The sequence below is a fragment of the Microvirga sp. HS2 genome (genome assembly GCF_055792805.1).
Genome location: NZ_JBVVAJ010000013.1, coordinates 17485 through 42746, shown reverse-complemented (window position 1 = coordinate 42746; position 25262 = coordinate 17485). Strand labels below are relative to the sequence as shown.

At 60.8% G+C, this 25262-nt stretch carries 13 protein-coding genes; all 13 read left to right on the top strand.

Translation table 11 applies throughout. The annotated features are described in order from the left end of the window. Nucleotides 1-22 precede the first annotated feature (22 nt). The 13 genes from ACS5Q0_RS13365 to ACS5Q0_RS13305 all read left to right on the top strand — a co-directional run bounded on the left by ACS5Q0_RS13365 (nt 23) and on the right by ACS5Q0_RS13305 (nt 25164). Entirely contained in the window at nt 23-1252 is a 1230-nt protein-coding gene (locus ACS5Q0_RS13365; protein ID WP_473127135.1) for a DUF6361 family protein, read from the top strand. Beyond that, on the top strand, nt 1249-3093 hold the full coding sequence (locus ACS5Q0_RS13360; protein ID WP_473127134.1) for a phospholipase D family protein: 1845 nt from the start codon (nt 1249-1251) through the stop codon (nt 3091-3093). The genes ACS5Q0_RS13365 and ACS5Q0_RS13360 overlap by 4 nt, the downstream gene beginning before the upstream one ends. Then, a complete protein-coding gene (locus ACS5Q0_RS13355) occupies nt 3090-6176 on the top strand; it encodes a C-terminal helicase domain-containing protein (protein ID WP_473127133.1) in 3087 nt (1028 codons plus the stop codon). Before ACS5Q0_RS13360 ends, ACS5Q0_RS13355 begins: the two co-directional genes overlap by 4 nt. A 45-nt stretch (nt 6177-6221) precedes the next feature. Then, complete coding sequence (locus ACS5Q0_RS13350) at nt 6222-6839, top strand: type IV toxin-antitoxin system AbiEi family antitoxin domain-containing protein (RefSeq protein WP_473127132.1); 618 nt, start codon at nt 6222-6224, stop codon at nt 6837-6839. Next, nucleotides 6832-7716, top strand: a complete 885-nt coding sequence (locus tag ACS5Q0_RS13345; RefSeq protein WP_473127131.1) for a nucleotidyl transferase AbiEii/AbiGii toxin family protein — start codon at nt 6832-6834, stop codon at nt 7714-7716. Before ACS5Q0_RS13350 ends, ACS5Q0_RS13345 begins: the two co-directional genes overlap by 8 nt. Nucleotides 7717-7755: 39 nt before the next feature. Then, nucleotides 7756-12906: a DEAD/DEAH box helicase gene (locus tag ACS5Q0_RS13340; protein WP_473127130.1), complete on the top strand. Its 5151-nt coding sequence runs from the start codon at nt 7756-7758 to the stop codon at nt 12904-12906. Between the two features lie 293 nt (nt 12907-13199). Further along, the gene (locus ACS5Q0_RS13335; RefSeq protein ID WP_473127129.1) at nt 13200-15692 is read left to right on the top strand and encodes a helicase-related protein; all 2493 of its coding nucleotides are present in this window, start codon (nt 13200-13202) and stop codon (nt 15690-15692) included. Continuing rightward, the gene (locus tag ACS5Q0_RS13330) at nt 15692-20509 is read left to right on the top strand and encodes an Eco57I restriction-modification methylase domain-containing protein (protein WP_473127128.1); all 4818 of its coding nucleotides are present in this window, start codon (nt 15692-15694) and stop codon (nt 20507-20509) included. The genes ACS5Q0_RS13335 and ACS5Q0_RS13330 overlap by 1 nt, the downstream gene beginning before the upstream one ends. Then, nucleotides 20493-22475: a chromosome segregation protein SMC gene (locus ACS5Q0_RS13325; protein ID WP_473127127.1), complete on the top strand. Its 1983-nt coding sequence runs from the start codon at nt 20493-20495 to the stop codon at nt 22473-22475. The genes ACS5Q0_RS13330 and ACS5Q0_RS13325 overlap by 17 nt, the downstream gene beginning before the upstream one ends. Next, complete coding sequence (locus tag ACS5Q0_RS13320) at nt 22472-23248, top strand: HNH endonuclease (RefSeq protein WP_473127126.1); 777 nt, start codon at nt 22472-22474, stop codon at nt 23246-23248. Before ACS5Q0_RS13325 ends, ACS5Q0_RS13320 begins: the two co-directional genes overlap by 4 nt. Before the next feature lie 38 nt (nt 23249-23286). Next, entirely contained in the window at nt 23287-23499 is a 213-nt protein-coding gene (locus ACS5Q0_RS13315; RefSeq protein WP_473127125.1) for a hypothetical protein, read from the top strand. Then, the gene (locus tag ACS5Q0_RS13310; protein ID WP_473127124.1) at nt 23496-24821 is read left to right on the top strand and encodes a hypothetical protein; all 1326 of its coding nucleotides are present in this window, start codon (nt 23496-23498) and stop codon (nt 24819-24821) included. Before ACS5Q0_RS13315 ends, ACS5Q0_RS13310 begins: the two co-directional genes overlap by 4 nt. Next, nucleotides 24808-25164: a hypothetical protein gene (locus ACS5Q0_RS13305; protein ID WP_473127123.1), complete on the top strand. Its 357-nt coding sequence runs from the start codon at nt 24808-24810 to the stop codon at nt 25162-25164. Before ACS5Q0_RS13310 ends, ACS5Q0_RS13305 begins: the two co-directional genes overlap by 14 nt. Nucleotides 25165-25262: the final 98 nt, after the last annotated feature.

Genomic DNA, 25262 nt, shown 5'->3' with positions numbered 1-25262 from the left:
TCCCTGCTCCGGAGCTGAGGCGTTGCGACAGGCCACGAAACGATCCCGAACAAGACGCGCATCGCCGATCGAGCCCGCCCTTGGCTGGACCTATCTCTCCCGCGAGGCGCTTGCCCGCGCGAAGGCGCAAATGGACGAAGAGTCCATGGGCGTGCGCGACGAGATCGGTTTCCTGACGATCCACCAGCGTTACGCCGACCGCTTCTTTCCCGGCACATCGGTCCTGCATACCCGAGCCCGCTACGCGCTCTTCGTGCCTTGGCTGTTCGAGGATCTTGCGGGCATGGTCGGACCGGCCGCGCAGCGCGCCTTGCGTGAACGCGAGAGACTGCTCGCCGGACGGCTCAGAGACGTGGGCGAAGCCCAGGTGATCGGCGGCCGTGTCTTTCCAAAGCCCTCGAGCCAACCGCCGTCCACCGTCTATTGGAACGCGCTCGCGGTTTGGGGGATCTTGCGCCCGCGACCGGACGGTCGGACGATTTCCCGAGGACAGGCGCATCGTCTGCTGAAGACCGTCGGCTCGCCCACAGACGATGATGGTCAGCCTCTCCTGAGCTTCGAGCCGCCTTTCGTGCGGCTTCCCGATCGTCCGAGCAATTGGCAGAGCGGAGACATTACCCTTCGCCTGAAGAGGACGGAGGCCGGGTTCCTGCGCGAGCGCCTGGCGCAGCTACGCGGCAATGGCGGCCGTGAACTCTCGCTGCTGGCAAGGCTGGTCAGAACCGAGGCGCCGGCTCCGGCCGAGATGTGGGCCGACGAAACATATGCCATCGCCGGCGCCGAAGAGGGCGCGCTTATCCGTGCGCAGCAGGCCGCCAGTCTCGCGAGCATCGGCCGCGCCGTCTACGATGCGCTGCTGGAACGGATCGTCGAGATCGACGACAAGCGAGAAATCTCGGCCCGTCACCGCGAGCATCTCAAGGTTATTCTCGCGGAGCATGGTTCGATCGCGGCCGGGCTCGACATAGCGGCGCTCGAAGCGGACATTGGGAATCTCCCGGCGAAATTGCTTGCCGTGGTGTCGGCAACGCGAGATTGGATCGCGGCGGGAGCGGGCAATCCTGTCGCGCTCGCCCACGTCTATACCGCTGCTGAGGCGCGCAAGGGCCCGCGAGCGCGGCTTGCGCCGACCCCCAATGGTCGGGCTCGGCGACTCGAGTGGTCTAGCGACGAGCATGGCTTGGCCGGGCCCCTGCATTACCGGTGGCAGCAGGTCAGCACGCTTCTCGACGATTTGGCGGATGCCGAATGAGCGGCGCGGTCGATAGTTGGCCAGCTCTTTCGTTTCTGGAAGGCCTGCGTCCCGGTCCCGACGAGAATGTCGAATTGGCATTGCTGGCGTCTTATTCGGCGGACCTTGGATCGATCGGTGCGGCCTTGCTCGCCCTCGCCGGCAAGGACAATGAGGCGGGGCGAGGCAGCCCGTCTGATTTCGCAGACGCCGTTGAGCGCCTGCGCGGCAAGGCGCGGATCATCATTCAGCGGGGCCGGCTTGCGAAGATGTGGCGAACGCCGCGCATCGCTGCGGTGCTAGACCAATTCGTGCGGGAAGTCGACTTCGACGAGGCCAGCCATAGCTGGCATCCCAAGGCGGCATTGGTGCGGACACGGAGCGAAGGCGGCGAGACCGGCTGGCGGCTCTGGATCGGAAGCCGAAATCTCACCGAGTGCGTCAACCGCGACATCGGTCTCCTGCTTGTTTCGGGAGAGAATGGCGGCGGCCCGATCTTAGGGGCGGGCGATCTGGCGCGCGCGCTGGCTGAGCGTGCCGAGCTGAAGGGAGTCCGCCCAGCTTCCCTCGAGGCGGCGGTTGCGAAGATCCCGTGGCGCGCGCCCGCGGGCGTGAGCGTCGAGCGGATTCGCTGGTCCACAGGGTCAGGAGACTTGCAAGCTCCAGTCCCAACGGCGGGGGCCGATGAAATCGTCGTCGTGAGCCCGTTCATCGACAAGAGCTTCCTGGCCGGACAGGTGTCGAACGGGCCGACGCCGGCACGGCGCGTGTTGTTGACGACCATGCGCGAGATCGAGCGGGGCGGCCCGTCGCTCTCCTCGTTCGACGATCTCCTGGCGCTGGATGCGCCGGATTACCCCATTGGCGACCCGGAGCCGGAGCACCCCGTATCGACATCCGAGACCGAAGCCGCGGTTGACGAGGAGGAAGAGATCGGCCGAGGCCTTCATGCCAAATTGCTGTTCGTGCGCGCAGGGCGAAAGCGGACTTTATGGCTCGGAAGCGCCAACGCCACCATGCGGGCGTGGACGGGCCGCAACGTCGAGGTCACCGCCGAACTGCACGTCGCTGAAGCGCTGGAGAAAGGTCTGAAGGCGTTGCTCGGCTTGGCGCGGATCGTCGAGGCGCCGGACACCGAATATCAACCGGACGCGGCTGCGCTGGAAGAAGAAGCGCTCGAGCGAGCCCGGGCGCAGGTCGCGGCGCGATGGGCAGGGATGCTCAGCATCGACGGGGATGAGATCCGTCTTGTGCATGGTTCCGATCTCTATCCCGATGGACCACATCCCGAGGAAACCGACATCCTGCTCGAAGTCGGCGCCCTGTACGGCGAGCTCAAAGTATGGCCACGGCGACAAACGACGGTGTCGCTTGGGCCCACCCTTCCTGCCGAACGAAGCGAGTTCGTGCGCTTGCGTGTCAGCCGTGGTGAGAAGGGACTTTCCTGGCTGCAGCGCGCGCCGGCCGACCCACCTTTCGGAGAAGACCGCGATCGTGCGGCCTTCGTGCGATTTCTGGGGGCGAGGGGTTTTCTTCTCTGGCTGGCGGGACTGCTGGCTGATGACGGCCGCGACGGGGACGATGATTGGACGATTGAGAAGCAACAGGATCGTGTAGCCCCCAGTGCGAATCCAGCGTTTGATCCCGCATTGCCGACGCTGGAGGAGATGCTCGCGGCCTGGTCGCGCAATCCAAGCAAGTTTCGCGAAATCGAACGCCGCGTTTCCGAATACCTGCCGGCCGTGCTGGAGCAGGCCGCCCAGGAAGACCTGCAAACCGCTGCGATGCTGCGGCGCTTCGAGGAGCTGTGGGTCAAGCTCCGGATTGGCCTCGGCGAAGAGCGCAAGGGGAAGCGTCGGTGAGCGCCCCCAAGCCGTTCCAGGAGGCAGCCGTCGATGCCGCGCTCTCGGCCTTTGCCAATCAGGGCGGTCGCCGACGCTTTCTGGTGGCCGATGAAGTCGGCCTGGGAAAGACTGTCGTCGCGAAGGAAGTTGCGCGTCGTATGTCGGAGAACGGCCAACGGCCTCTCGTTATCTATTACATCGCCAATGGCCATGCGGTCTCCCACCAGAACAAGGGGCGCGTCGTCAGCTTCCTAGACGAGCCGGAACGTAAGGCCGCTGTTGCGACGCCGGATCGCCTGTCCCTGATCGCGGTCTCGAAGCGGCCCGACAAGCCGGTTCTGATCTATGCACTGACGCCGGCGACGTCCTTCCCCGGTGCGCGTGCTCGCCTGACCGGCGGAAGAAAAGAAGAGCGGGCATTTCTGAAGGTGCTGCTGGACCGGGCTTACCCAGCGTTCGCCCGCGATCTCCATCCCGCCATATTGCGCCTGAACGTCGGCGATTCCTGGGATTGGCTGGTCGAGGATGCCGAGAGGAAGCTCACCGCGGCGTCACCGCATTTGCTTCGGAGGTTTCGCGAGGCGCTGGGAACCGAATTCGGAGAGCCCGTGCGCGAAAGGCTCGAGCAAGCGCTGCGCGGTGACGAGGCGCAGAAGATAAAGCCGCTCAAGCCGACCACCTTCGTCGGTCATCTTCGTCGCGCCCTGGCGCTGGCGACACTGCGCCATCAGCCGCCCGATTTGATCATTCTGGATGAGTTTCAACGCTACAGGCAGATCTTGGACGAAAAGGATGCGGATCCGCTCCTCAAGGTGCTGTTGGAGCCGCATGGGTCAGTGGCTCGGCCAGCCATCCTGCTGCTCAGCGCGACACCCTACCGGCTGCTCAGTACGCGATGGGAGGAAGCCCAAGGCACTCTGGCGCACGCCGAGTTGCTTGAGTTGATCGAGTTCCTCGCCGGTCGCGATGTCCGTGACCGCGCAAAGACGCTGTTTGCTGATTTCGGGGACAAGTTGCGGGACATCGCGGTGCATGCGGAGACGACCGATCCCAGCCTGGAGATCGCGGAGGCTGCCGGACTCAGAGATGCTCTTCGCGCACTGCTGACACCGGTGATGTCCAGGACAGAGCGGGACAGCGTCGCCTCGGGCGATCCTCTGGCCGGAACGCAGTTCCTCGCGGCGGAGCCGATAACCGAAGACTTTCAAATCTATCGGCATCTCGCGGACAGCTTCCCCGAGGATGTGCGATACGAAGCGCTGCCCTATTGGTCGTCGGTCCCGCTGCCGGCCCAATCCTTGGGGCCTCGTTATGCGGCATGGAAACGCGCGACGATCAAGGCCGCGCCGAAGCTCACGAAGATGACACGGGATCGCCGCAACAGGCTGGATGCGCCAGCGAGGTGGCCTGACGCGAAACTCAGGGCGCTCAGCGCCGTAGCGCCGGCGAAACTTCTATCCCTGCCTTGGGTCGCGCCATCCCTGCCGTGGTGGCCGCTTGCTGGCGGCTGGAAGAGCGTGGCCGCCGACCCGAAGCTGCTGATGTTTAGCCGCTTTCGGGCGACTCCGCCAAGCGTGGCGGCGCTCCTGAGTTTCGGCGTTGAAGCGTCATGCGTTCCCCGACAGCGCGGTGGCTACGAGAGAGCCTATCGGCGGCGGCGCTTCAAACTGGCGGCCGTTCCCGGACCGGTCATGGCCGCCTTTCATCCGTCGCCATGGCTCATCCGGCATACGGATCCGCTGGCGAAGGCGCGAGAGGCGGTCGGTGCTATCCGCAAGCAGGTGAGGCGGCAGATTCTCGCGGCACTTCCCAAGGGGATCATCGAGAAGGACACGTTGAAGGCCCGTCGACGGCACCGATCCATCGGCCGGACCTTAGCCGCGATCGAACGGGCGGCCGGGCTGTCGGAACAGTCTGCCGCCGCCTGGAGCAGCGCCGTCGGTGAGGATCGCGCCGCCCGGTCCGCTGTCCTTAAATGGCGACAGATGCAGGCGATCGAGCGCCTCTCGCCAGCTGAACTCGACGATCTCGTTGACTATGCCATTGGCGCGCCAGGCGTGGCGCTCGGCCGGGCGCTATTGCGGCATGACCCGACGATCCTCGATCCGGCGCGCTACGGTGAACTCGTTCAATTGAGCTGGCAGGGCTTGCGCGCGTATCTCGACAATCCGGTGATCCTGTCGTCCCTCCCAGGCAAGAACGCGGTCGATAAGGTGATGGGCGCCGTCGTCGATGGCGGTTTCGAAAGTGTCCTCGACGAGCATTTCTGGCTTCGCGCGCAGAATCTGCCAGAGGGTGCGGCAGGCCTCGCCAAGGATTTGCAATCTTCGCTCGGCCTGCGGGCGGGCAGCTTCAGCTTTCACAGTGTTGGCGGGCCGGCGCACAAGATACCGGTACGTTGCCATGTCGCTGTTCCGTTCGGCGACGCCGAGGCGGAGCCGGCGGGCAAGGTGGATGGAGCACTCGCGCCATCCGCGCCGGCGCGGCCGGACGAAGTCCGCCGGAGTTTCAACACGCCGTTCTGGCCGCACGTCCTGGCTACGACGTCGGTCGGACAGGAGGGGCTGGATTTCCATCCCTGGTGTTCGCACGTCGTGCATTGGGATTTGTCCTCCAACCCGCTCGACCTTGAGCAGCGCGAAGGTCGCGTTCAGCGCTATGCCGGGCTGGCGGTGAGGCGGCGACTGTCGACAATGTTGCACGAAGAAGCTCTTGGACACGCGGTTGTGTCAGGCGGCTCGCCTTGGCGTCACCTGCAGCGCCAGGCGGAGATGCTGGTCGATGCGAGCGGCCTTCGACCGTGGTGGGTGCTTGAGAATGCCGAGATCAGCCGCCACGTGTTCGAACGCCCATTTGGCCGAGACATGAGCCGCTTCGCCCAGCTTCGCGAGCAGCGAATGATCTACCGATTGGCGTTGGGCCAGCCCAACCAGGAGGACTTCATCGAGATTCTTGCGCGCGGCGGCGAGGCGACTCGCGTATTGCTGAGTCCGCTTGTGCTGGATCTCTCCGCTATGGGGCTACGTCAGGTACCCGAACTGGCCGCCCCAGATTGTCGCGCCGCCTCAAGGTTCCCCCTTGCCTTGGAGCAAATGGGATGATACAAATCCTCGGATAATAGATGCCATACTCCGAGCCTACGTATCGTGCCCGAAACCGCGTCCCAGCGCCATATTGCTCACTCCGTGCTGAGAGCGCGCGGTATCGCGCGTCTTGCCGAACTGCGGGCCGCGGGAGTTACCGCGGCAACTATGAGCCGCATGGAGCGGGATGGCGAGGTGCTCCGACTTGCGCGGGGGCTCTATCAACTCCCTGATGCCCCGCTCGACGCTCACCACAGTCTCGCCGAGGCAGCGAAACGGGTGCCCAAGGGTGTGGTCTGCCTCGTCTCGGCCCTCGCGTTCCATCAACTTACCGATCAACTCCCAAGACAGGTGTGGATCGCCATCGGACAAAAGGATTGGGCTCCCAAGGGTGATGGGGCGCCAGTTCGGCTCGTACGCTTCACAGAACGCCTCCTTACGGAAGGCGTCGAAGCCCACACCGTCGAGGGGGTGCCCGTAAAGGTTTTTGGGGTCGCCAAGACGATCGCCGACTGCTTCCGGTATCGCAACAAGATCGGCCTGTCGGTGGCGATTGAGGGCCTCCAGGAGGCGCTGCGTCAACGCAAGACAACCCCGGGCGAAATCGTCAGGCAAGCCGAGCGAGGAGCCGTCGCAACGGTCATTCGACCCTATCTCGAGGCGCTGACCGCCAATGGCTAAGGAGGTCAAGAATATCGGCGCTTCGGTGCGCGCCCGCCTCCTGCAGCTCGCCAAGGCAAGCGGCCAGAGCTTTGATCTTGTCCTCACGCGCTTTGCGCTCGAACGACTCCTATTCCGGCTCAGCCAATCAGCACATGCGGACCGCTTCGTTCTGAAAGGTGCGATGCTGATGATGAGTTGGTTTGAGGATCCACATCGCGGCACGCGTGACCTCGATCTGTTGGGGTTTGGCGACCCTGAACCCGAGGCGATGCTCGCGACATTTCGGGACATCCTGGCGCTCAACGATGATGATGGTGTGGAATTTGACGTCGACGCTCTTCGCGTCGATCGCATTCGCGAAGAACTCGCATATGGCGGGCTGAGACTACGGACAACCGCCTCGATCAGCGGCGCCAGGATCAATCTGACGATCGATATCGGCTTCGGCGATGCGATGGAACCCGGCGCGGAGATGCTCGACTATCCCTCCATGTTGGCGTTTCCCGCGCCGCGTCTGCGTGCCTACGCGCGCGAAACAGTTATTGCCGAGAAGTTTCAAGCGATGGTCGCGCTCGGACGAGCGAACAGTCGCATGAAGGATTTCTACGACATCTGGATTCTCAGCAAGTCGTTCGATTTCGCCGGCGATAGGCTCGCTCGCGCGATCGCTGCAACGTTCGCCCGGCGTGAGACAGCGATTCCTGTCGATTTGCCCGATGCACTAACGCCGGCTTTCGCCAACGATGAACAAAAACAGCGACAGTGGAACGCCTTTGTCAGGGATGTTTCCGCCAATCCGGGAGGTTTGGAAGATGTCGTAGCCAACTTGGCCGACTTTCTAATGCCGCACGCTATACAAGCGCGCGCTCCAATTAATAATAGTCCAAAGGTGTAAGCCAGATATCTCGTTGGAGATAACTGAAGAGGGGGCGTCGTGGACATATTCGATCTCGATCAAGCGTTGATAGAGCGATACGAATCGTTCGCGCGCTCCTTCTCGGAGATCCGCGCACCGGAAATCCGTGCTCAGGTTGATGCTGCATATAACGAGCAGCGCTTTTGGCCCGAGCCTCTCATTACCATCAACCCACGCTATGAAGAGGCTGATCATTCTATCGATCAACTTATTGCGCAAGATGTACTCGATCCGGCGATTAGTAAGATATTCGCAACCGGCCCGGACCGCACTCCGATCAAACTTCACCGTCACCAAGAACGTGCTGTCGCGAAAGCCCGCAATGGTGAGAGCTTCATCGTAACAACCGGTACAGGGTCCGGAAAATCGCTCTGCTTCTTTGTGCCGATCGTCGATGCAGTCGTGCGCGCGCGTCGCGCAGGCGAGGCGCAGCGGACGCGCGCGATCGTCATCTATCCAATGAACGCGTTGGCCAACAGCCAGCTTGAGGAGCTCGAAAAGTTCATTGGTGGCTCAGGGGTCGAAGAGGAGTTGCGCCCGACCTTCGGTCGCTACACCGGTCAGGAAAGCGATGCGGAGCGACAGGCCATCGCCAAGGCCAAGCCCGACATCTTGCTCACGAACTTCATGATGCTCGAACTGCTCATGACCCGTCAGGACGAGCTCGATCGTGCCGTCATCGCCAATGCAAGCGGCTTGGATTTCCTGGTGCTGGATGAATTGCACACTTATCGCGGCCGCCAGGGAGCGGACGTCGCGATGCTGGTGCGGCGCGTCAAGGACCGCCTCGTCAAGGAGCGCAAGCTACTCTGCATCGGCACCTCGGCGACGATGTCGAGCGCCCTGGATGAGATCGAGCGAGCAAGTGCCGTTGCTCGGGTCGGCAAGCTCATTTTCGGGGAAGAACTGAGTTCGGCCTCGATCATTGACGAAAATCTCGCCCGGGCGACAGATCCGCGCATCAACAGCACAAGCCTCGGACCATCACTCGCGGATGCGGTCCGGACGCCAATCCCAACCGGGCTCAGGGACAAGGAGCTGTACGGCAATCCGCTCGCCTGCTGGATCGAGACTGAGATTGGACTCGCTGAAGGCGAGAAACTTCGGCGTCGCCCGCCCATGACGTTGAGCGATGCGGCTACTAAACTAGCGGCTCAGACGAAGATTCCCTCTGAGGAATGCAGGAGCGCTCTTGCCGGAATGCTGTCTTTGATGGGGCGCCGCGAAGACCTTCGCGGCGGCGTCAGCGACCGGGCATTTCTCGCTTTTAAGCTCCATCGTTTTATTTCCGGCGCTGGGCATGCCTACGCAACGCTAGAGCCTGCCACGGGTCGGCGTGTCGTTCTGGAGGGGCAGGTCTTTCATCCCTCTGATCCGAATGCGCGCTTATATCCGGTCTTCTTTTGCCGTGAATGTGGCCAGGAGCACCATAGCGTACGTATTGAAAATGCGCTCGATGGTATACGCGTTCTCGCGCGGGCCATCGATGAGCCGGCAAGTGAAGACCCAGAACCAGACGGTTCGCGAACCGGCTTCCTAATTCCCGCGGTCAACGCCGATTTCCAGTTCGGGGGCGCCGTCGCTGACTATCCAGACGATTGGCAGGAAACCACGCCGGCCGGACAGGAGCGCCTTAAGGGAGGACATCGCGGCAAGCACGAGGGACAGCTCCTTTTTGTAAAGCCTGATGGGTCGCTCGGCGACGATGGGGTGCCAGCCTGGTTCTTCAGCGGCAAATATCGCTTCTGCCCCCATTGCCGTCATCAGCCGCCTCAACAGGCACGCGACATCAACAAGCTGGCGGGCCTCTCGGCTGAAGGCCGCAGTTCGGCAACGACGCTCATCGTCTCGACCATCCTGGCGTGGATGGAGGCCGACGGCACGCTCGAGGAAAGCACACGCAAGCTTCTGGGCTTCACAGACAATCGACAGGATGCGGCCCTGCAGGCGGGGCATTTCAATGACTTCATTTTCGTCAGCTTGCTCCGTGGCGGCATCTTACGTGCCGTGCGTGACGCAGGCGAGAAGGGCCTCGCGGACGTTCGGTTCGGTGAAGCTGTTCGCAAGGCGCTTGGTTTCGATCTGGAGGAATCTGACCGGCTCTCCGATTGGATGGCCGATCCGCGTGTAAAGGGATTCCACAACCGGCAGGCGGCCGAGGAAGTGTTGACGTCGATCCTCGCACATCGGGTATGGGCGGATCTTCGGAAGGGGTGGCGTTTTACAAACCCGAATCTCGAAGAAGCCGGTCTCGTGGAGGTGCGATTTCCCGGGCTGGGTGAACTGGCGGGCGACGACGAAGAGTTCGCTGGCAATCCGCGGTTGGCGGGCAGCACCCCCCAATTGCGAGCCAGGCTCTTCACGCTGCTATTCGATTATATGCGTCGCGGCCTTGCGATAGCCACCGAAGCGCTGGATCGCCAGCGGGTATTGCAGGTCGCCGAGACGTCCAGAAATCACCTGCGCGAACCCTGGCTGATTGATCAAAACGAAGAACAGGAACTGCGGCAGGCTGGATTCCTGATGATTGATCCGCCGAGCAAGGCCGAGATCAGCGCTGCGGAAGATGTACTAATTGTACGAGCCGGCTGGCGGACGGCTTTGGGTAAGGCCCTCCGCAGTAAGGATCTGTGGGGTGAGCCGCTTCCCGTCAAAGAGTATGACGACGTTATCGCCACACTTCTGCGTGCGGCCGAAAATCACCAGGTCGTCCGGCGGGTGGTTACCGGCGGAGAAGCTCCTGCGTGGCGTCTGTCATCGACTGCCTTACGCCTCTTTCCGGCGACCAAGAGGGCCGACGGCAAACGCGAAAATCCGTTCTTCCGTGCGCTCTATGAAGAGGTTGCGGAGATGCTGGGGCAGGAGGGCAATTTGCCTTTCGCCTTCGAGGCTCGAGAGCATACCGCCCAGGTCGACCAGAAAGTTCGTGCTTGGCGGGAAGATCGGTTCCGGTTCGGGAAGTTGGATATCGAAAGGATCGCCCAGAACCGCGAGGAAATGCGCCAGGAAGGCGAACCCGCGAGTTTCCTTCCGGCGCTGTTCTGCTCTCCGACGATGGAGCTCGGTGTCGATATCAGCGCTCTGAACGCCGTTTTTCTCCGGAATGCACCGCCCACACCGGCAAATTACGTGCAGCGAGCCGGCCGTGCTGGGCGTAGCGGTCAAGCTGCGCTTGTCGTCACCTATTGTGCTGCCCAGTCCCCCCACGACCAATATTACTTCAACAACCGGCAAGGGCTTGTCGCGGGCGTCGTCAAGCCGCCGGCCCTCGATCTTGCCAACCGTGATCTGCTGCGAAGCCATCTTCACGCCGAGTGGCTGGCCGCGGCTGTCGTACCGCTGAAGCCGTCAATTCCTGAAAATCTGAACATGACGACCCCGGAGATGCCCATCTCCGATGAAATCCAGGGCGCGTTTGCCAAGCTCGTCGCAAGCGGGTCCGCAAAGCCCACGATGCGACGCCTTCTTGAGCAAACTGCCAACGCGGTCGAGTTGGCCGATGCCCCTTGGCTGGCTGATATCGATGCCTTTGTCGATGAGACCAACCGGGAAGCAGCGCAGAATTTCGCGGGGAGCTTCAGCCGATGGCGGGAACTCTACAGAAGCGCTCGCCGCGAGCAGGACGAGGCGCATCAAATTCAGCAGAAGACGTCCTTCAAACCAGGCGAACGCAAAGAGGCCGCGCGCCGTCATTTCCGCGCGACCGAAGAGCTCGATATGCTTGAACGAGGCCAAGCCTCGAACGGTTCGGACTTTTACACATATCGCTATTTGGCCACGGAGGGATTTCTACCGGGCTATAATTTCCCACGCCTTCCGCTTTATGCCTTCATTCCTGCCACAAAGCGGGCGGCCGTCCTGCAAAGGCCGCGCTTCCTCGCGATTTCCGAGTTCGGTCCCAACAGTCTGATCTATCATGAGGGGCGGGCCTACCGGGTTGTGCGTGCGAAGCTGCCGGCGCACGGTCGCCTCGACGATGGCAAGCTGGCAACCACCAGCCTTATCCTGTGCACCGAGTGTGGAGCGGCCCACGCCGATGACAAGCTTGAGCGATGCCACGCGTGTGGCGCCTCGCTGGCCGGTGTGGATCGGCTCGACAATGTCTATCGCATCGACAATGTCGAGACCGCACCTTCGTCTCGGATCACGGCGAATGATGAAGACCGGCAAAGGCGCGGCTTTGAGATCCAGACCGTTTTCCAATGGCAATTCGAAAAAGGCGTTCCCGATATCCGCACGCTGACCTTGCGTTCGGGAGGAGAGCCGCTTCTGCTGCTCGATTATGGCGCGCGTGCAAAGCTGTCGCGGATCAATAAGGGACTCCGCCGACGGAAGTCGAAATCCATAAACGGCTTCTGCATCGATCCAACTTCCGGGCGGTGGGTCAAAGATACGCTCAACGGCGGGGACGACGATGACATGGATGTCACGATCCCGAAGTCGCAGCGGATCGTGCCGATCGTGGAGGATCACAAGAATGCGCTCTTGGTGCGCCCGCTGGCACGTTTTGACGAACGGCAGATGGCGACCCTCCAGCACGCCCTTTTGCGGGGCATCCAGATTGTTGCCGAGCTTGAAGAAGGCGAACTCTTGGGAGAGCCATTGCCTGCGCGCGAGGACCGCAAGGCGATCCTGCTTTATGAGGCGACCGAAGGGGGAGCTGGGGTTCTAAACCGCCTCGTCTCGGACCCTCGCCGGACGGCAGAGATCGCGCGTCAGGCGCTTGATCTCATGCACTATGATTTCCCGCCGGCAGGAGGCGAACTTAAGGAGCGATCGGACGCCTGCGTTGCGGGATGCTATCGCTGCTTGCTCTCATACTTCAACCAGCCCGACCATAATCTGATCGACCGTCGCGATGCGGAGGTCACAGCCTTTCTCTGCCAGCTTGCAGAGCCTGAGGACGTGCAGACAGAGCCGGTGGAGGCTTCAAGCAATTGGCTTAGTGCAATAGGCCGGTGGGGATTGCCAGCACCAACCCCGCGCAAGGTCGACGGCACTTTATACGAGCTTTACTGGCCAAGCTTTCAGGTGCTCGCGGTGTCAGGTCGCGTGCCGGATGGGCTTGCCGCGGCATGTGCCGACTTGGGGGTGGATGTCGTTGAGCTTCCCGAGGTGCCTGGCGAATCCGCTCCGAGGGAATTGGTTGAGTTGTTGGGGGCGTCATAGTGGAAGCGGTCAAATTCTCACCCGGTGATCTTGTAGAGGCGCGGGGACGCGAGTGGGTCGTCCTTCCGTCTCCAGACGAAGACATCCTCAATGTGCGGCCCTTGTCAGGCTCAGAAGCTGATGCACAGCGGATTGCTCTTGCGCTTGAAGTCAATCCTGTCAGGCCTGCGCGATTTGCACCACCCACACTCGATCGGCGGGACACCCAGGACGGTGCGCGGTTGCTAGCGGATGCGCTCCGTCTGTCTCTTCGCCGAGGCGCCGGCCCGTTCCGAAGCGCTGCGCATCTCGGCGTGGAGCCGCGCGCCTATCAACTCGTGCCGCTGATGATGGCCTTGAAGCTGCCGGTAGTGCGGTTGCTGATCGCCGACGATGTGGGGATCGGCAAGACGATCGAGGCGGGATTGATCGTCCGCGAGATGCTCGACCGCGGTCTAATCGACCGCTTCTCGGTGCTGTGTCCGCCCCATCTCGTTGAGCAATGGGTGAGTGAGCTTGCAGAGAAGTTCGATATCGACGCCGTGGCGGTGACGTCGGCCAAGGCGCGCAGCCTGGAGCGTGGTCTCCCTGCGGCTCAAAGCCTGTTTGAGGCCTTTCCGCACACCGTCGTGAGCCTTGACTATATCAAGGCCGACAGTCGCCGCGATGAATTTGCCCGGGCCTGCCCATCCCTTGTGATCGTTGATGAAGCACACGCCTGCATCGGCGGAGACCGCGGCAGACATCAGCGTTTCGAGCTTCTCGAACGTCTGGCGTCCGATGAAGAACGTCACATGCTGCTGCTGACGGCAACGCCGCACAGTGGTGATGAAGCGGCGTTTGATCGTCTTCTAGGCCTTATTAGCCCGGACTTCGCGGGAGGTCCCCAAGGCGATGAGAATGCACGCACACGATATGCACGCCGTCTGGCTCAACATTATGTCCAGCGGCGCCGACCCGACATCACGGAATCTGGTTGGCACGAGAAACGGACCTTCCCCGTTCACCAGGTGAAGGATGAGCCCTTCAGTCTCAGCGGCGAATTTGGCGCTTTTCATGATCGCGTCCTGGACTATTGCCTTGCTGTTACGCAACGTGCCGGTGCTGATCAGCGCAGTCGAAGACTTGCTTTTTGGGGAACGCTCGCACTCATGCGATGCGTCGGCTCCTCCCCTGCGGCCGCGATAAATGCGCTGCGCAATCGCTTGTCCGGTGTGGCGGACGAAGAGGCGATGCAGCCCGTTGTTTTCGACGAAGACGAAGGCCTGCTCGACCAAGGCGACGTGGAGCCCGGCACGGCCAGCGCCAGCGCCGAAGAGCGCGGTGAACTCGCCAAGCTGATCGCGATTGCAGAGTCCCTTGATCGCCGTCGTGGCGAGGATCCTAAGGTCGCGCGGCTGCTCAAGGTTCTAAAAGGGCTACTTCAGGAAGGAGCCAAGCCGGTCATCTTCTGCCGGTTTATCGCAACGGCGGAAGCGCTGGGCGAAGAGATCAAGCGTGCTTGGCCAAAGGCTGACGTCGCAGTCGTGACAGGACGGCTCCCGCCTGAAGAACGGCGAACTCGCATCGATCAGCTTGAAGACTCCGAGAGCCGAATTCTCGTCGCGACGGACTGCCTGTCCGAGGGCATCAATTTGCAAGCGCTGTTCGATGCTGTCGTCCATTACGATCTAAGCTGGAATCCGACCCGTCACCAACAACGCGAAGGGCGCGTCGACCGATTTGGTCAGCGTTCGCCTGTCGTCCGCTCAGTGACGATCTTTGGCGACAACAGCGCGATTGATGGCGCGGTCTTGCAGGTCATCCTGCGAAAAGCGGACGCCATTCGGAAGGCGACAGGCATTTCGGTGCCGATGCCCGAAGATAGTGAGGGCGTGACGTCGGCATTGATGCAAGCGCTTATGCTTCGCGCCGGTGGGCATCGGGAGCAGTTGGCCTTCGATTTCGGTCTCTCAAGCGAACGGCTCGACAGCAAATGGCGGGACGCCGAGGAGAATGCGAAAGCAAGCCGTGCGCGCTATGCGCAAGGTGCGTTGAAACCCGATGAAGTGCTGCCGGAGTGGCGGCAGATGCGCGCGCTAAACGGTGGTCCGACCGAAGTTGCGCGCTTCACGGAACGTGCTTTGAAGCGCGCCGGTGCGCCATTGGAGAAGGCTGGGCAACATCATTTAGTGCATCTGGATGCAATGCCCGACGCCATCAAGGAACGCCTGGAGGCGCGTGGTCTGCGAGGGACACGAAGGGTTGGCTTCGAGGATGATCCGGCGCCGGGCGTGACGCATCTCGGGCGCGTCCACCCCCTCGTTGCGAGCTTGGCGGAAATTTTGGCCGAGGGGGCGCTGGATCCGGAAGGGGCAGCATTCCGTCCCCTTGGCCGGTGCGGTGCCTGGCGCACGCGAGCCGTCGCTCAGATGACAACGCTGATGCTGTTGCGCCTTCGTTTCAAGCTCATCACCAGCGGCCGCACGAACCGCCTGCTGCTTGCCGAGGAAGCGACAGGCATCGCGTTCGGCGGAATAGCTCCAGCCCCGATTCTCGAAGGACATTCTGCCCTTGAGCTTCTCGAGGCCGAGGCAGCAGGAAATCTCGATGAACTCGCTGCTACGCGTCAGCTCCAGAGAGCTCATGAACGTTTGGTGAGCTACCAGCCTGCGATAGAGGCCTTCGCAGCGGACCGCGGAGCTGCGCTTTCCGCCGACCATCTTCGGCTGACGGAAGCCGCGCGCGGCGGGGCGACGGTCGAGGTCGTTCCTGTTTTGCCAGCGGACATCATAGGTCTCTATGTCCTCCTTCCGGAGGGCGAGTGATGGCCCGGCATCTCAAGCGTGCGGCCAATATTGGGCTCACCGCCGTCTCGATCGAGGGAGGATTGATCTCTCCCGATCAGGTTGCGGTGATCGCCGCCACTGCACCAGACCAGAAAGCAGCTGCGGAATATGGCTGCCCCAAAGGGACGAACCTGCGCGACGAGATCACCCGCTATTTCAGGATCGGCCAAGCGCATTGGCAGGCTTATGCCAAATTGGCGGCACCCACCGAGAATCAAACGACCGCTTTTGTTAAGAGCCTGCTGGAGGAGGCGTTCGGGTTCGAGGGCCTGCGCGGTCCAAATCTTCACCAGCAGGATGGGCATACCTACCGTATTTCCCTTGAGGCAAAGGGCGGTAGGGTGCCCATCGTCGTCGCCGCGCCTCTATCTGAGGCGGATGCGTTCACCAAAGCGCTTCCGCATCTTGGCGACGAACATGGCGGTACAATTCCGCGACGTTCGCCGAGCGTGTTGCTCCAGGACTGGCTTAACGCGAACGGCGAATTTTTATGGGGTCTGGTCTTTGCCGGCGACCGCCTCCGCCTCATGCGGGACAACGCCAGCTTCACCCGCCCAACCTACATCGAAGCGGATTTGGGGGCGATCTTCCGCGACGAGATGTTCGCGGACTTCACTGCCACGTGGCTGCTGATTCACGCGACACGTTTCGGCGGGGAAAATGCTGCGGCGGCCGATTGCGCCCTGGAGCGCTGGCGTGAGGCTGGATTACGAGCCGGAACGGCGGCACGTGATCGACTTGGAAAGAGCGTCAAGGAAGCACTACTGGCGCTTGGCCAGGGGTTTCTGGATGCGAACCCCGACCTGCGGGTGAAGCTCGATGAAAATCATACCAGCATGCAAGCCTGGTTTGAGCAGCTCCTACGCGTTGTCTATCGGTTGATCTTCTTGGCGGTCGCGGAGGATCGCGAACTTCTACATGGGCCGGATGCATCGGAATCGGCTCGTGATCTCTATGCTTCCGCTTACGGCTTCTGCCATATGCGAGATCGGTCCGCTCGACGTTCCTCACACGATCACCATCACGACGCTTGGGAGGCGGCGAAGATCGTCTTCCGAGGGCTGGAGCACGGCGAGAAGTTACTCGGATTGCCAGCGTTAGGAGGGCTTTTCACGCGCGGCGCGACGCCCGACCTCGATGATGCGAGGCTGCCGAATCGGGCGTTCTTGCACGCCATCTTTCATCTGAGCTGGCTTCTCGAGGATGGACGCCGTGTCCGGGTAAACTGGCGGGACATGGCGACGGAGGAGCTCGGTTCGGTGTACGAGCGATTGCTTGAGCTCGTTCCCGTCCGAGATGAGCATGGGCGCCGCTTCGGCTTTGCCGATGCAGACGAAGCGAGAGGTAATGCGCGAAAGACCTCCGGCAGTTATTATACGCCGGACAGTCTCGTCCAGACGCTCCTCGATTCGACGCTCGATCCGATTCTTATGCGCGCCGAAGCCGAGGGAGGTGCCGAGGCGATCCTCAAGTTGTCGGTAATTGATCCAGCCTGTGGTTCGGGGCATTTCCTACTCGGCGCGGCACGCCGGATGGCTACACGCGTGGCGCAGTTGCGCGAAAGCGAGGCTCCCGACTATCCGGCAGCAATGCGCGATGTCGTGAGTCTCTCGATTCACGGGGTTGATCGCAATCCGATGGCCGTTGAGTTGGCCAAGGTGGCTCTATGGATCGAAGCAGTTGAACCGGGAAAACCGCTTAGTTTTCTCGACTGTAACATCCGATGTGGTGACAGTCTGATCGGCGTGTTCGATATCGAGATGTTGAAGAAGGGAATTCCCGACGAAGCTTATAAGCCACTTACTGGGGACGATAAAGAAGTCGCCAGAGCCTATGGCCGCTATAATAAGCAACAACGTGATGGCAAAGGCGCCACTGGGCTTTTGTCCGAATTAAGGCCTCCTGAAACTCTTTCTCAGGCGGACCGCCGTCTTCACGAGCTTCCTGAAGAAGATTTGGAGCAGGTAGAGGCCAAAGGACGGGATTTTAGCGCGTTGCGGGCCTCCAATGATTGGCAGCGCCTTAAATCGGCGAGTGATCTCTATGTGTCTGCCTATCTTTATACGGCAGCTTACTTCGCGGCTAAACCATCAGTGGTCGGCACCTTTGACGACCTGCCGCTCACCGAACATGTATGGTGGGCAGCCGGGGGGCGTGAAGTCGCGCCGCATTTGATTGCCGGCGCTAGAAAGACATCGGAAGCCGTTCGCGCTTTCCATTGGCATATCGAGTTTCCGCGGATCTTCGGCTTGCCGTCTCCGGATGAGCGCGGATTCGATGTGGTGATCGGCAATCCGCCTTGGGAACGCATCAAGCTACAGGAACAGGAGTTCTTCGCGGCGCGTTCGCCTGAGATTGCAACTGCTAGGAATAAGGCTGAACGCCAGAAGTTGATCCAGGAGTTGGAGAAGGCAGATCCGGCGAGTGCCGATGGTCAACTTTGGGCCGATTTCCAATTTGCCAAACGCACAGCAGAAGCCACCAGCGAGTTTGTTCGGTCATCGGGAAGATATTTCTTAACTGGCAAAGGCGATATCAACACATATGCCTTGTTTGCTGAACTGTTCTTGAAACTAGTCCGGCCTACCGGACGTGCAGGTATGTTGGTTCCAACGGGCATCGCAACTGACAGCACTAATTCGGAGTTTTTCGGCGAACTCGTAAAGAAACAACGACTTTCGTCATTGTATAGCTTTTATGAGATCCGCGGTTGGTTCAAAGGCACCGATGATAGAAAGTCGTTCTGTATTTTGACTATCGGACCCGCCAGCGGAGAGGCGGAGTTTTGTTTCGATATCCGGCAGCTCGAGGAGCTTGAGAATAAGGAGCGGCGCTTCACGCTGAGCGCCGAGCAAATCGCTCATATCAATCCGAATACACGGACGTCGCCGGTCTTTCGATCGCGAGCAGACGCCCGATTGACGGCTCAGCTCTACGCCCGAACTCCGGTGTTGATAGAGGATCAGCCATCGGATGAGCTGAAGGAGCGGAATCCTTGGGGTTTCACATATCAAACTAAAATGTTCGATATGGCGGACGCCAGCCATTTGTTTCTGACGAAGAGGAAGGCGGAACTACAGAACTTGTCCTTTGATGATGGGTCATGGGTACGCAGAGACGAAGGCGGACTCAGCCGCTATTTGCCTCTTTATGAAGCAAAGATGATTCATCATTTCGATCATCGCTGGGCGACTTTTGCTGGGGCGAATGTTGAAGATGAGGACGGTGCGCGCGACTCCCAAACCGTTGAGAAGGAAGATCCTAGCTTCGAGGTGGAGCCCCGCTACTGGGTGCCGGAGTCCGAGGTGAGTTTACGCGCTGCACGCGTTCCGAACAGCTTGAAGCGCGGTGTTCGGGACAGTGATCCTAACCGGATCCTGAAGAGCCTTGTGGAATGGCTTAGTGGCTATCGCGCCCTGGATGGAGGGCGTCTCCGTGAATCCGATCTCGTGCGCACTCTGGGCAATGGCCATGCCTGGCGCGCAGTACTTGGTGAGTCTCCGGATCGGTTCGTGCTCAATCCGAAGGTGCTGGCTACCGGCCGCAACATGCAGCGCGAAACGCCGCTGAGCGCGAGCGACATCGAATTCCTAACGGATGGGCCGCACGATGCAATTGCGCTCGGCTCTGCGTTAATCGACCGCAAGCAACCTCGTTGGCTCATGGGTTGGCGTGATATCGCCCTACGAAGCGTCGAACGAACGGTGATCGCAGGTGTTTTTCCGAGAGTAGGCGTAGGTCATACGATCCGTGTTATGTATCTCGACGTGGGGCCCGGATTGGCTGCAACATTTATTGCTTGTTTGACATCTCTAGTGATGGACTACGTTGGTAGGCAGGTGGTTGGTGGGACGCATTTGACGGTCGAGGCGCTAAAACAGTTTCCGGTAATGCCTCCGTCTGCTTTCCAGGAAGACAAAGATTTCGTTGCGCCCCGCGTCCTTGAACTGACTTACACAAGCAGATCGATGCGAACGTGGGCTGAAGATCTCGGTTACAGCGGCCCGCCGTTCCCTTGGGATGAAGGTCGCCGTGCTCTCCTGCGCGCAGAATTGGATGCCTTTTTTGCGCTGAAATACGGTCTCTCGCGCGACGAACTGCGGTACGTACTCGATCCGGCGGATGCAGGTGGCTCTAATTATCCGTCTGAAACGTTCCGAGTGCTCAAGGCCAACGAGGAACGGCGATTCGGGGAGTACCAGACACGTCGCCTTGTGCTCGAAGCTTACGATCGGCTCCTTGGATCGCGGGTTGCAGCGCGTCCAATCGAGCTTCGTTCCGTTCAGGCAAGACCGGGTGCGGCTGCTCTGCCTGACGATATATGGGCGCGGGCTGGCCAATCGCACCCCGGTGATACTGGCGCCATTCTGGCTGCGATTCTCAAAGCGATGGATGGGCCGAGGCCGATCCACGTTGTTCGTCTTGCCGCCGCCTTCGTCCTTGAACCACGTCTGCTTGCTCCGCTCCTGCCAAGCGCCAAGGCTGTAGAGTGGCGTCGCTTGGTGGGAGTGGAGGCCGATCCTCTTGCCGGCAATGTCGCGACATTCGTCGCGAGGAACAACACAGCGTGGGGTGGCGCTCTGCGAAACCACCGTGGCAACGGGCGATTGGTGGAGGATCTCGATCGTGGGACATGGGCACCTGGTTTCGGCTTGGACACCATAGACACTTCTGGATGGCCAGACGGTCGCGCAGGCTTCGTGTTCGGTGCGCTGGAGGACATCAACCTAGATGCGGCGGTGGATTCGCTGCCCGCTGATATACAGCAGTGGGTGATCAATGCCGCAGCAGCCTGACCTTCTCGACCCGCAGCTTCTGACGGTCACACCCGCCGAAGGGTTGGAGGGGCCGCGGCTTTGGGTTCGACGACTTGTCATATGGAAGGAGCCCGGTGGAGAGAAGGTGCGGGACATCGAGCTTCGTCCGGGTCTGAACATCGTCTGGTCACCCGACGGAGCGGATGATGCCGCTTCTGTAGGTCAAACAAATGCTGTTGGGCATGGTAGCGGCAAAACGCTTTTTTGCCGGCTTATCCGCTATTGCCTTGGTGAGGATCGCTTCGCCACGGAGCCTCAGCGTGATCGGATCGGCACAGCATTCCTGAACGGCATCGTGGGTGCCGAGATCATACTAGATGGAATCTGTTGGGCGATCGTTCGCCCACTTGGCGTGCGTCGGCGACACATGGCTGTACCGGGCGGAAATCTCGATGAGATCGCCGCTGGTGAGGGTGCTTCAACGGGTATGGAGCCGTTCATCCAAGCGGTCGATCAGCAAATCATTACCACGGCGCTTGCCCAATTGGTTCGCCCGCAAGCGAACGGGCCAATTTGGCCGGTCGCGCTCGCCTGGCTCACGCGGGACCAAGAGTGTCGATTTGACGATGTCCTTGACTGGCGGTCGCCGACCTCGGACTCCGATTCACCGATGCCCGCGAGCGGACAGGAGAAGGGACCAAGGCTTGAGGCGCTGCGTTCGTTTCTGATGGCGATCACGCCTGAGGAACAAGCCACGCGTGGTGAAGTGAATAGCCTCAGCGAGGAGCGCCGAGTCCGGGATCAAGAGATTGGCCATCGCCGGTGGGAAATCGAACGCACGCAAACTCGGCTCGTTACGGGTCTCGACCTCGACGGTCCGTCGCTTCCAGAGATGCCATTGCTGATCGACCTCATGCGCAGGTCCGCCAGCGCGCGCTTGGCGTCAGCAAGCAAGGTTCCGACTGGCGGCGACGCTGAACTCGCCGCAGCACGCGAGCAACGAGAGGCCGCGAGAAATGAATGGGCGCGCCTTGAAGGCGAGCGTATCCGGATCGGAGCGCTAATTCCCGCTGAAGAACGCACATTGGCGATGATACGCGGGGAATTGCCTGGACTTTCCTATTCGAAAGTCGAGGCTGAAAGCCCGATCTGCCCGATATGCGAAGTCCCCATCGACCGAGCCTTGGCAGAGGGCTGCAAGCTCTCGCACAGAATTCCTGATGTCGACGCCTGCCGGCAGCGTTGGAATCAACGACAAGCTGATCACGACGCCCAAGCGAAGCGAGTTGAACATCTGCGGCAAGAGCAGACGCAGCTCTTGCCCCAGATTGCTCTGGCCAAGCAGCACTTCGACCGATCCGTCGATCACGTCACGAACATCGAGAAGGCCCGCGATGCCCGAGAGTCCTCTTGGTACGCTGCCCGCAGGCTCCAAGACGATGTTGAGCGCCTTGCCGAACTCTTCGAAATGCAGGAGGCGGATATCAAGCGTCTGCGCGAATTGGGTACAAAACTTGAGACTGAGAGAGAGCGGCTAGGCGCCTTTCGTGACAAACAGGCTCGCGTTTTCGGACGCATGAGCGAGAAGTTCGACCCTATCGTCCGACGGCTGGTCGGCCACGATGCAAAGGGTCGGATCACCCTTAGCGGGAATGGGCTTGACCTGTCGGTAGACATGGGGGGCGACCGCAGGACAGCCGCGATCGACTCTCTCAAGGTTCTGGCCTTCGACCTTGCTGCGATGTGCGTGAGTATCGAAGGCGCGACGCGTGTACCGTCATTTCTGCTTCACGACAGCCCACGTGAGGCCGACCTTGGCTTGTCAATTTACGGGCGGCTCTTTGATATCGTTCAGGACTTGGAGCGTGTCGGCGGAAAGCCGCTGTTTCAGTACATCGTAACGACAACCACGGCGCCTCCAAGCGAGTTCAGGGAACGTCCCTACCTGCAGCTAAAACTGCATGGCGATCCGCCCGCGCAGCGCTTGCTCGGGGTTGACCTATGATCAGCACCGAAGGGCGTCTCGCAGCTTATCCCTTCGTCCTGCTCTCTGAGCTGCGCGACGCCGCGAACGAGCATGGCTACCGCATTGGTCCTGAAGAGGCTGGCGGATGGATCTTTTTCCGGTCGGCTAGTGCGCCAGGGGAGATTGCACTGGCCGCCGCAAGCGGCTCCGGTCCATTCTTTCTATCTCTGATGCTGCCGGGAGTGGCGCGAGCGCTGGACGCTCAACCTGCGGCACCTTGGGCCAAAGGTCACGCAGGGGCCTTCATGTTTGCCACGCGTGATGAGCTGCATGCCGGGGTCCAAGCGGCGTACCGCCTGTCAGTTAGCTTGCCCAACTTTCCCCTTGAGAGATACGAAAGAGCCGTCGCTGGGATCGGCGAGACTGAAGGCGAACGCGCACAAAAATTCAGGATCGGACAGAACATCTTTCGCGATGCCATGATGGAATACTGGAACGGAACCTGCCCGTTGAGTGGAATTTCGAGTCCTGCGCTGCTGAGGGCCTCGCACATGATGCCATGGTCCGATTGCACGACCGACGCGCAGCGACTCGACGTGTATAACGGACTTCTGCTGTCCGCTCTGTGGGACGCTGCATTCGATGCCGGGCTGGTGACATTCGACGACGATGGAATGGTTTTGACTTCTGCTCGTTTGGAAAATGCTGCGCTTGAAGCCCTGTCCTTAGACAAAGCGCCGAGGCTGGCGTTGCGCGATGAGCATCGGCCTTACTTGGTCCATCACCGCAACCACGTTTGGATCCGGAATTGACGGCGGTGGGCGCTGCGAAGCCTGCATTGGGGAGGGGGGTGGACTTCGAAGGTCTCGTGACGGCGCTGGAGCCGCCGTCGGACTGTGTCGACACCGCCGCGACAAACGTGTTCGTGGGCGTGACCAGGCCGCGCGAGTTGCCAGGCATGCAGCTGCGCAAATCCGAAGCAATGGCCCTGTTGGGGCGCGCCACGAACCGAGGATGGAAACTCGTCAACTTGGTTGCGCAGGCTGCGGAGCTGAAGGAATGAGCGGGACCGTGTCGACAGTCGGGCTGGGGGCATCGACCAAGCTGATTGGTTTGACCAAGCATACGAAGCACGGTCACGTGCCAAGCCCGGTCTCTCCGCATTTCGCCGCGCCGCCAGCTCAGCCAGTCTTGTCGTTCAATCCGACTGCCTTGGCGGCCGCGATCGCGAGGACTGCGACGACCTGGGATGATGCACCCATCGCCCTGCTCGACGGATTGCAGCAAAGTGCCCTGATCGAACTTCAGACTTTGCTCCAGGATGGGTCGGCATTTGCGCTCGAACCTCATTTCAAATTCCTCGCGGATACTGCCGGGTCGCACTTTGCGGCCAAGGTCGGTGCTGGCATTGCCCACCTCTACATGGACGCTCTCGGCTACGCATGGCGAGCCAACGCGGCGTGCCTCTCGTCATCGCTCGACCCCCATGCGGATTTCATTTACGAAGGTGGCAACGCATCCGGCCACGGTGTCGTGCTCGCCGAGGCGCACGGTTCGTTCGCCAAAGATGCGAGCGCTGCCAAGATAACGAATGCGGCGAAGAGAAAATACATCAAGCAGGTAAAGCCCTTTGTCGCGAAGCCGTCGCCGTATGGAGAGATCATCCACGGCTATTCAATTGCGTTCGGCTCGAAGCCGATGGCAGCCGGGAGCTTCCTAGCCGTGTCGGAAACACGGATCTCAAAGCCGCGAAAACGAACTCTACCGCCAAGCGTCCCGCAGAGAGGTGCGGTTGCAGAAGGCACGCCGGCGCCAATGGCTCTAGCGACCCATCGCTCGAACTTTCTCTTGATGGGCGCGCCGGAAGTAACAAATTGGATCGACTGGATCCGCTCGCCAGAGTCCCCAGCTCCCGAGCGAAATAACGTCCCGCTCCTTCGATTTGGCTATGCTGGGCGAACCTATTTGGCAGCGCCTCCGTGGCTTGTGCGACCAGGCGGCCCTCCGTGGTGGATCAAAGATTTTTTTGATCATCCAGAGTGGTGGCGGCTTGCTCGGCGCGCACGATTGTTGCCAGCTCGTCACCCTGGTTCTGACTTCGGCTGGTTCGCGATCGAGGAGAAAGCGGGAAACGAATTCTTGAACGCGCTGAGCAATGCGATCCGCGACCGAGGGGTGGGGCTGTCAGCAACGATGAGGCTTCCAATCGTAGAACCGATAGGGTTTGCGCTCTCCGCGGGAGATCGCATTGCTAGGGCCGATGGAGATGAGCCGTACCAGTATGCGCTTTTCCGCGACGGCTTGGCCCTTCTGGGAGAGCCTTTCCGATGGCGGCCACGCGATCTGGTTGTCTGGTCGCCAGATGGAGGGATTGCGCCCGGATGATGAAGTAACAGCGCTGATGGAAGCGCGGCTCAATGCACTGATTGAGGAAGATCCCTTTTGGGGGCAGTTGGTGCTTTGTGTCGCGCGAGGGAAGGAAAGCCTGAGCTTCAACGGCGCATATCTGGAGAAACACCCGGACCTGTCGATCTATCTATCAAATCGGAGCCGCGGATTTCCGCTGATCACCGAAGCAAAAATTATCGACGCCGCCAGCTTGAAGACTGAGGTACTCTATTGTGACAATGGTATTCGTCGATTCGTAGATCGGGAATATGCCTGGGGAAACCGCGAAGCGTTTATGATTGCCTACGTCCGAGATGGGTCGTCAATAGCACGAAACTGACTCCCTTCTTGTCTGGGGCTATATCAGAGAAGCCCCAGGGTATCTCATGGAGAGTTTGCCGACTGCTGTTAGCGTTGCGGCGAATGACTTGGCTCATT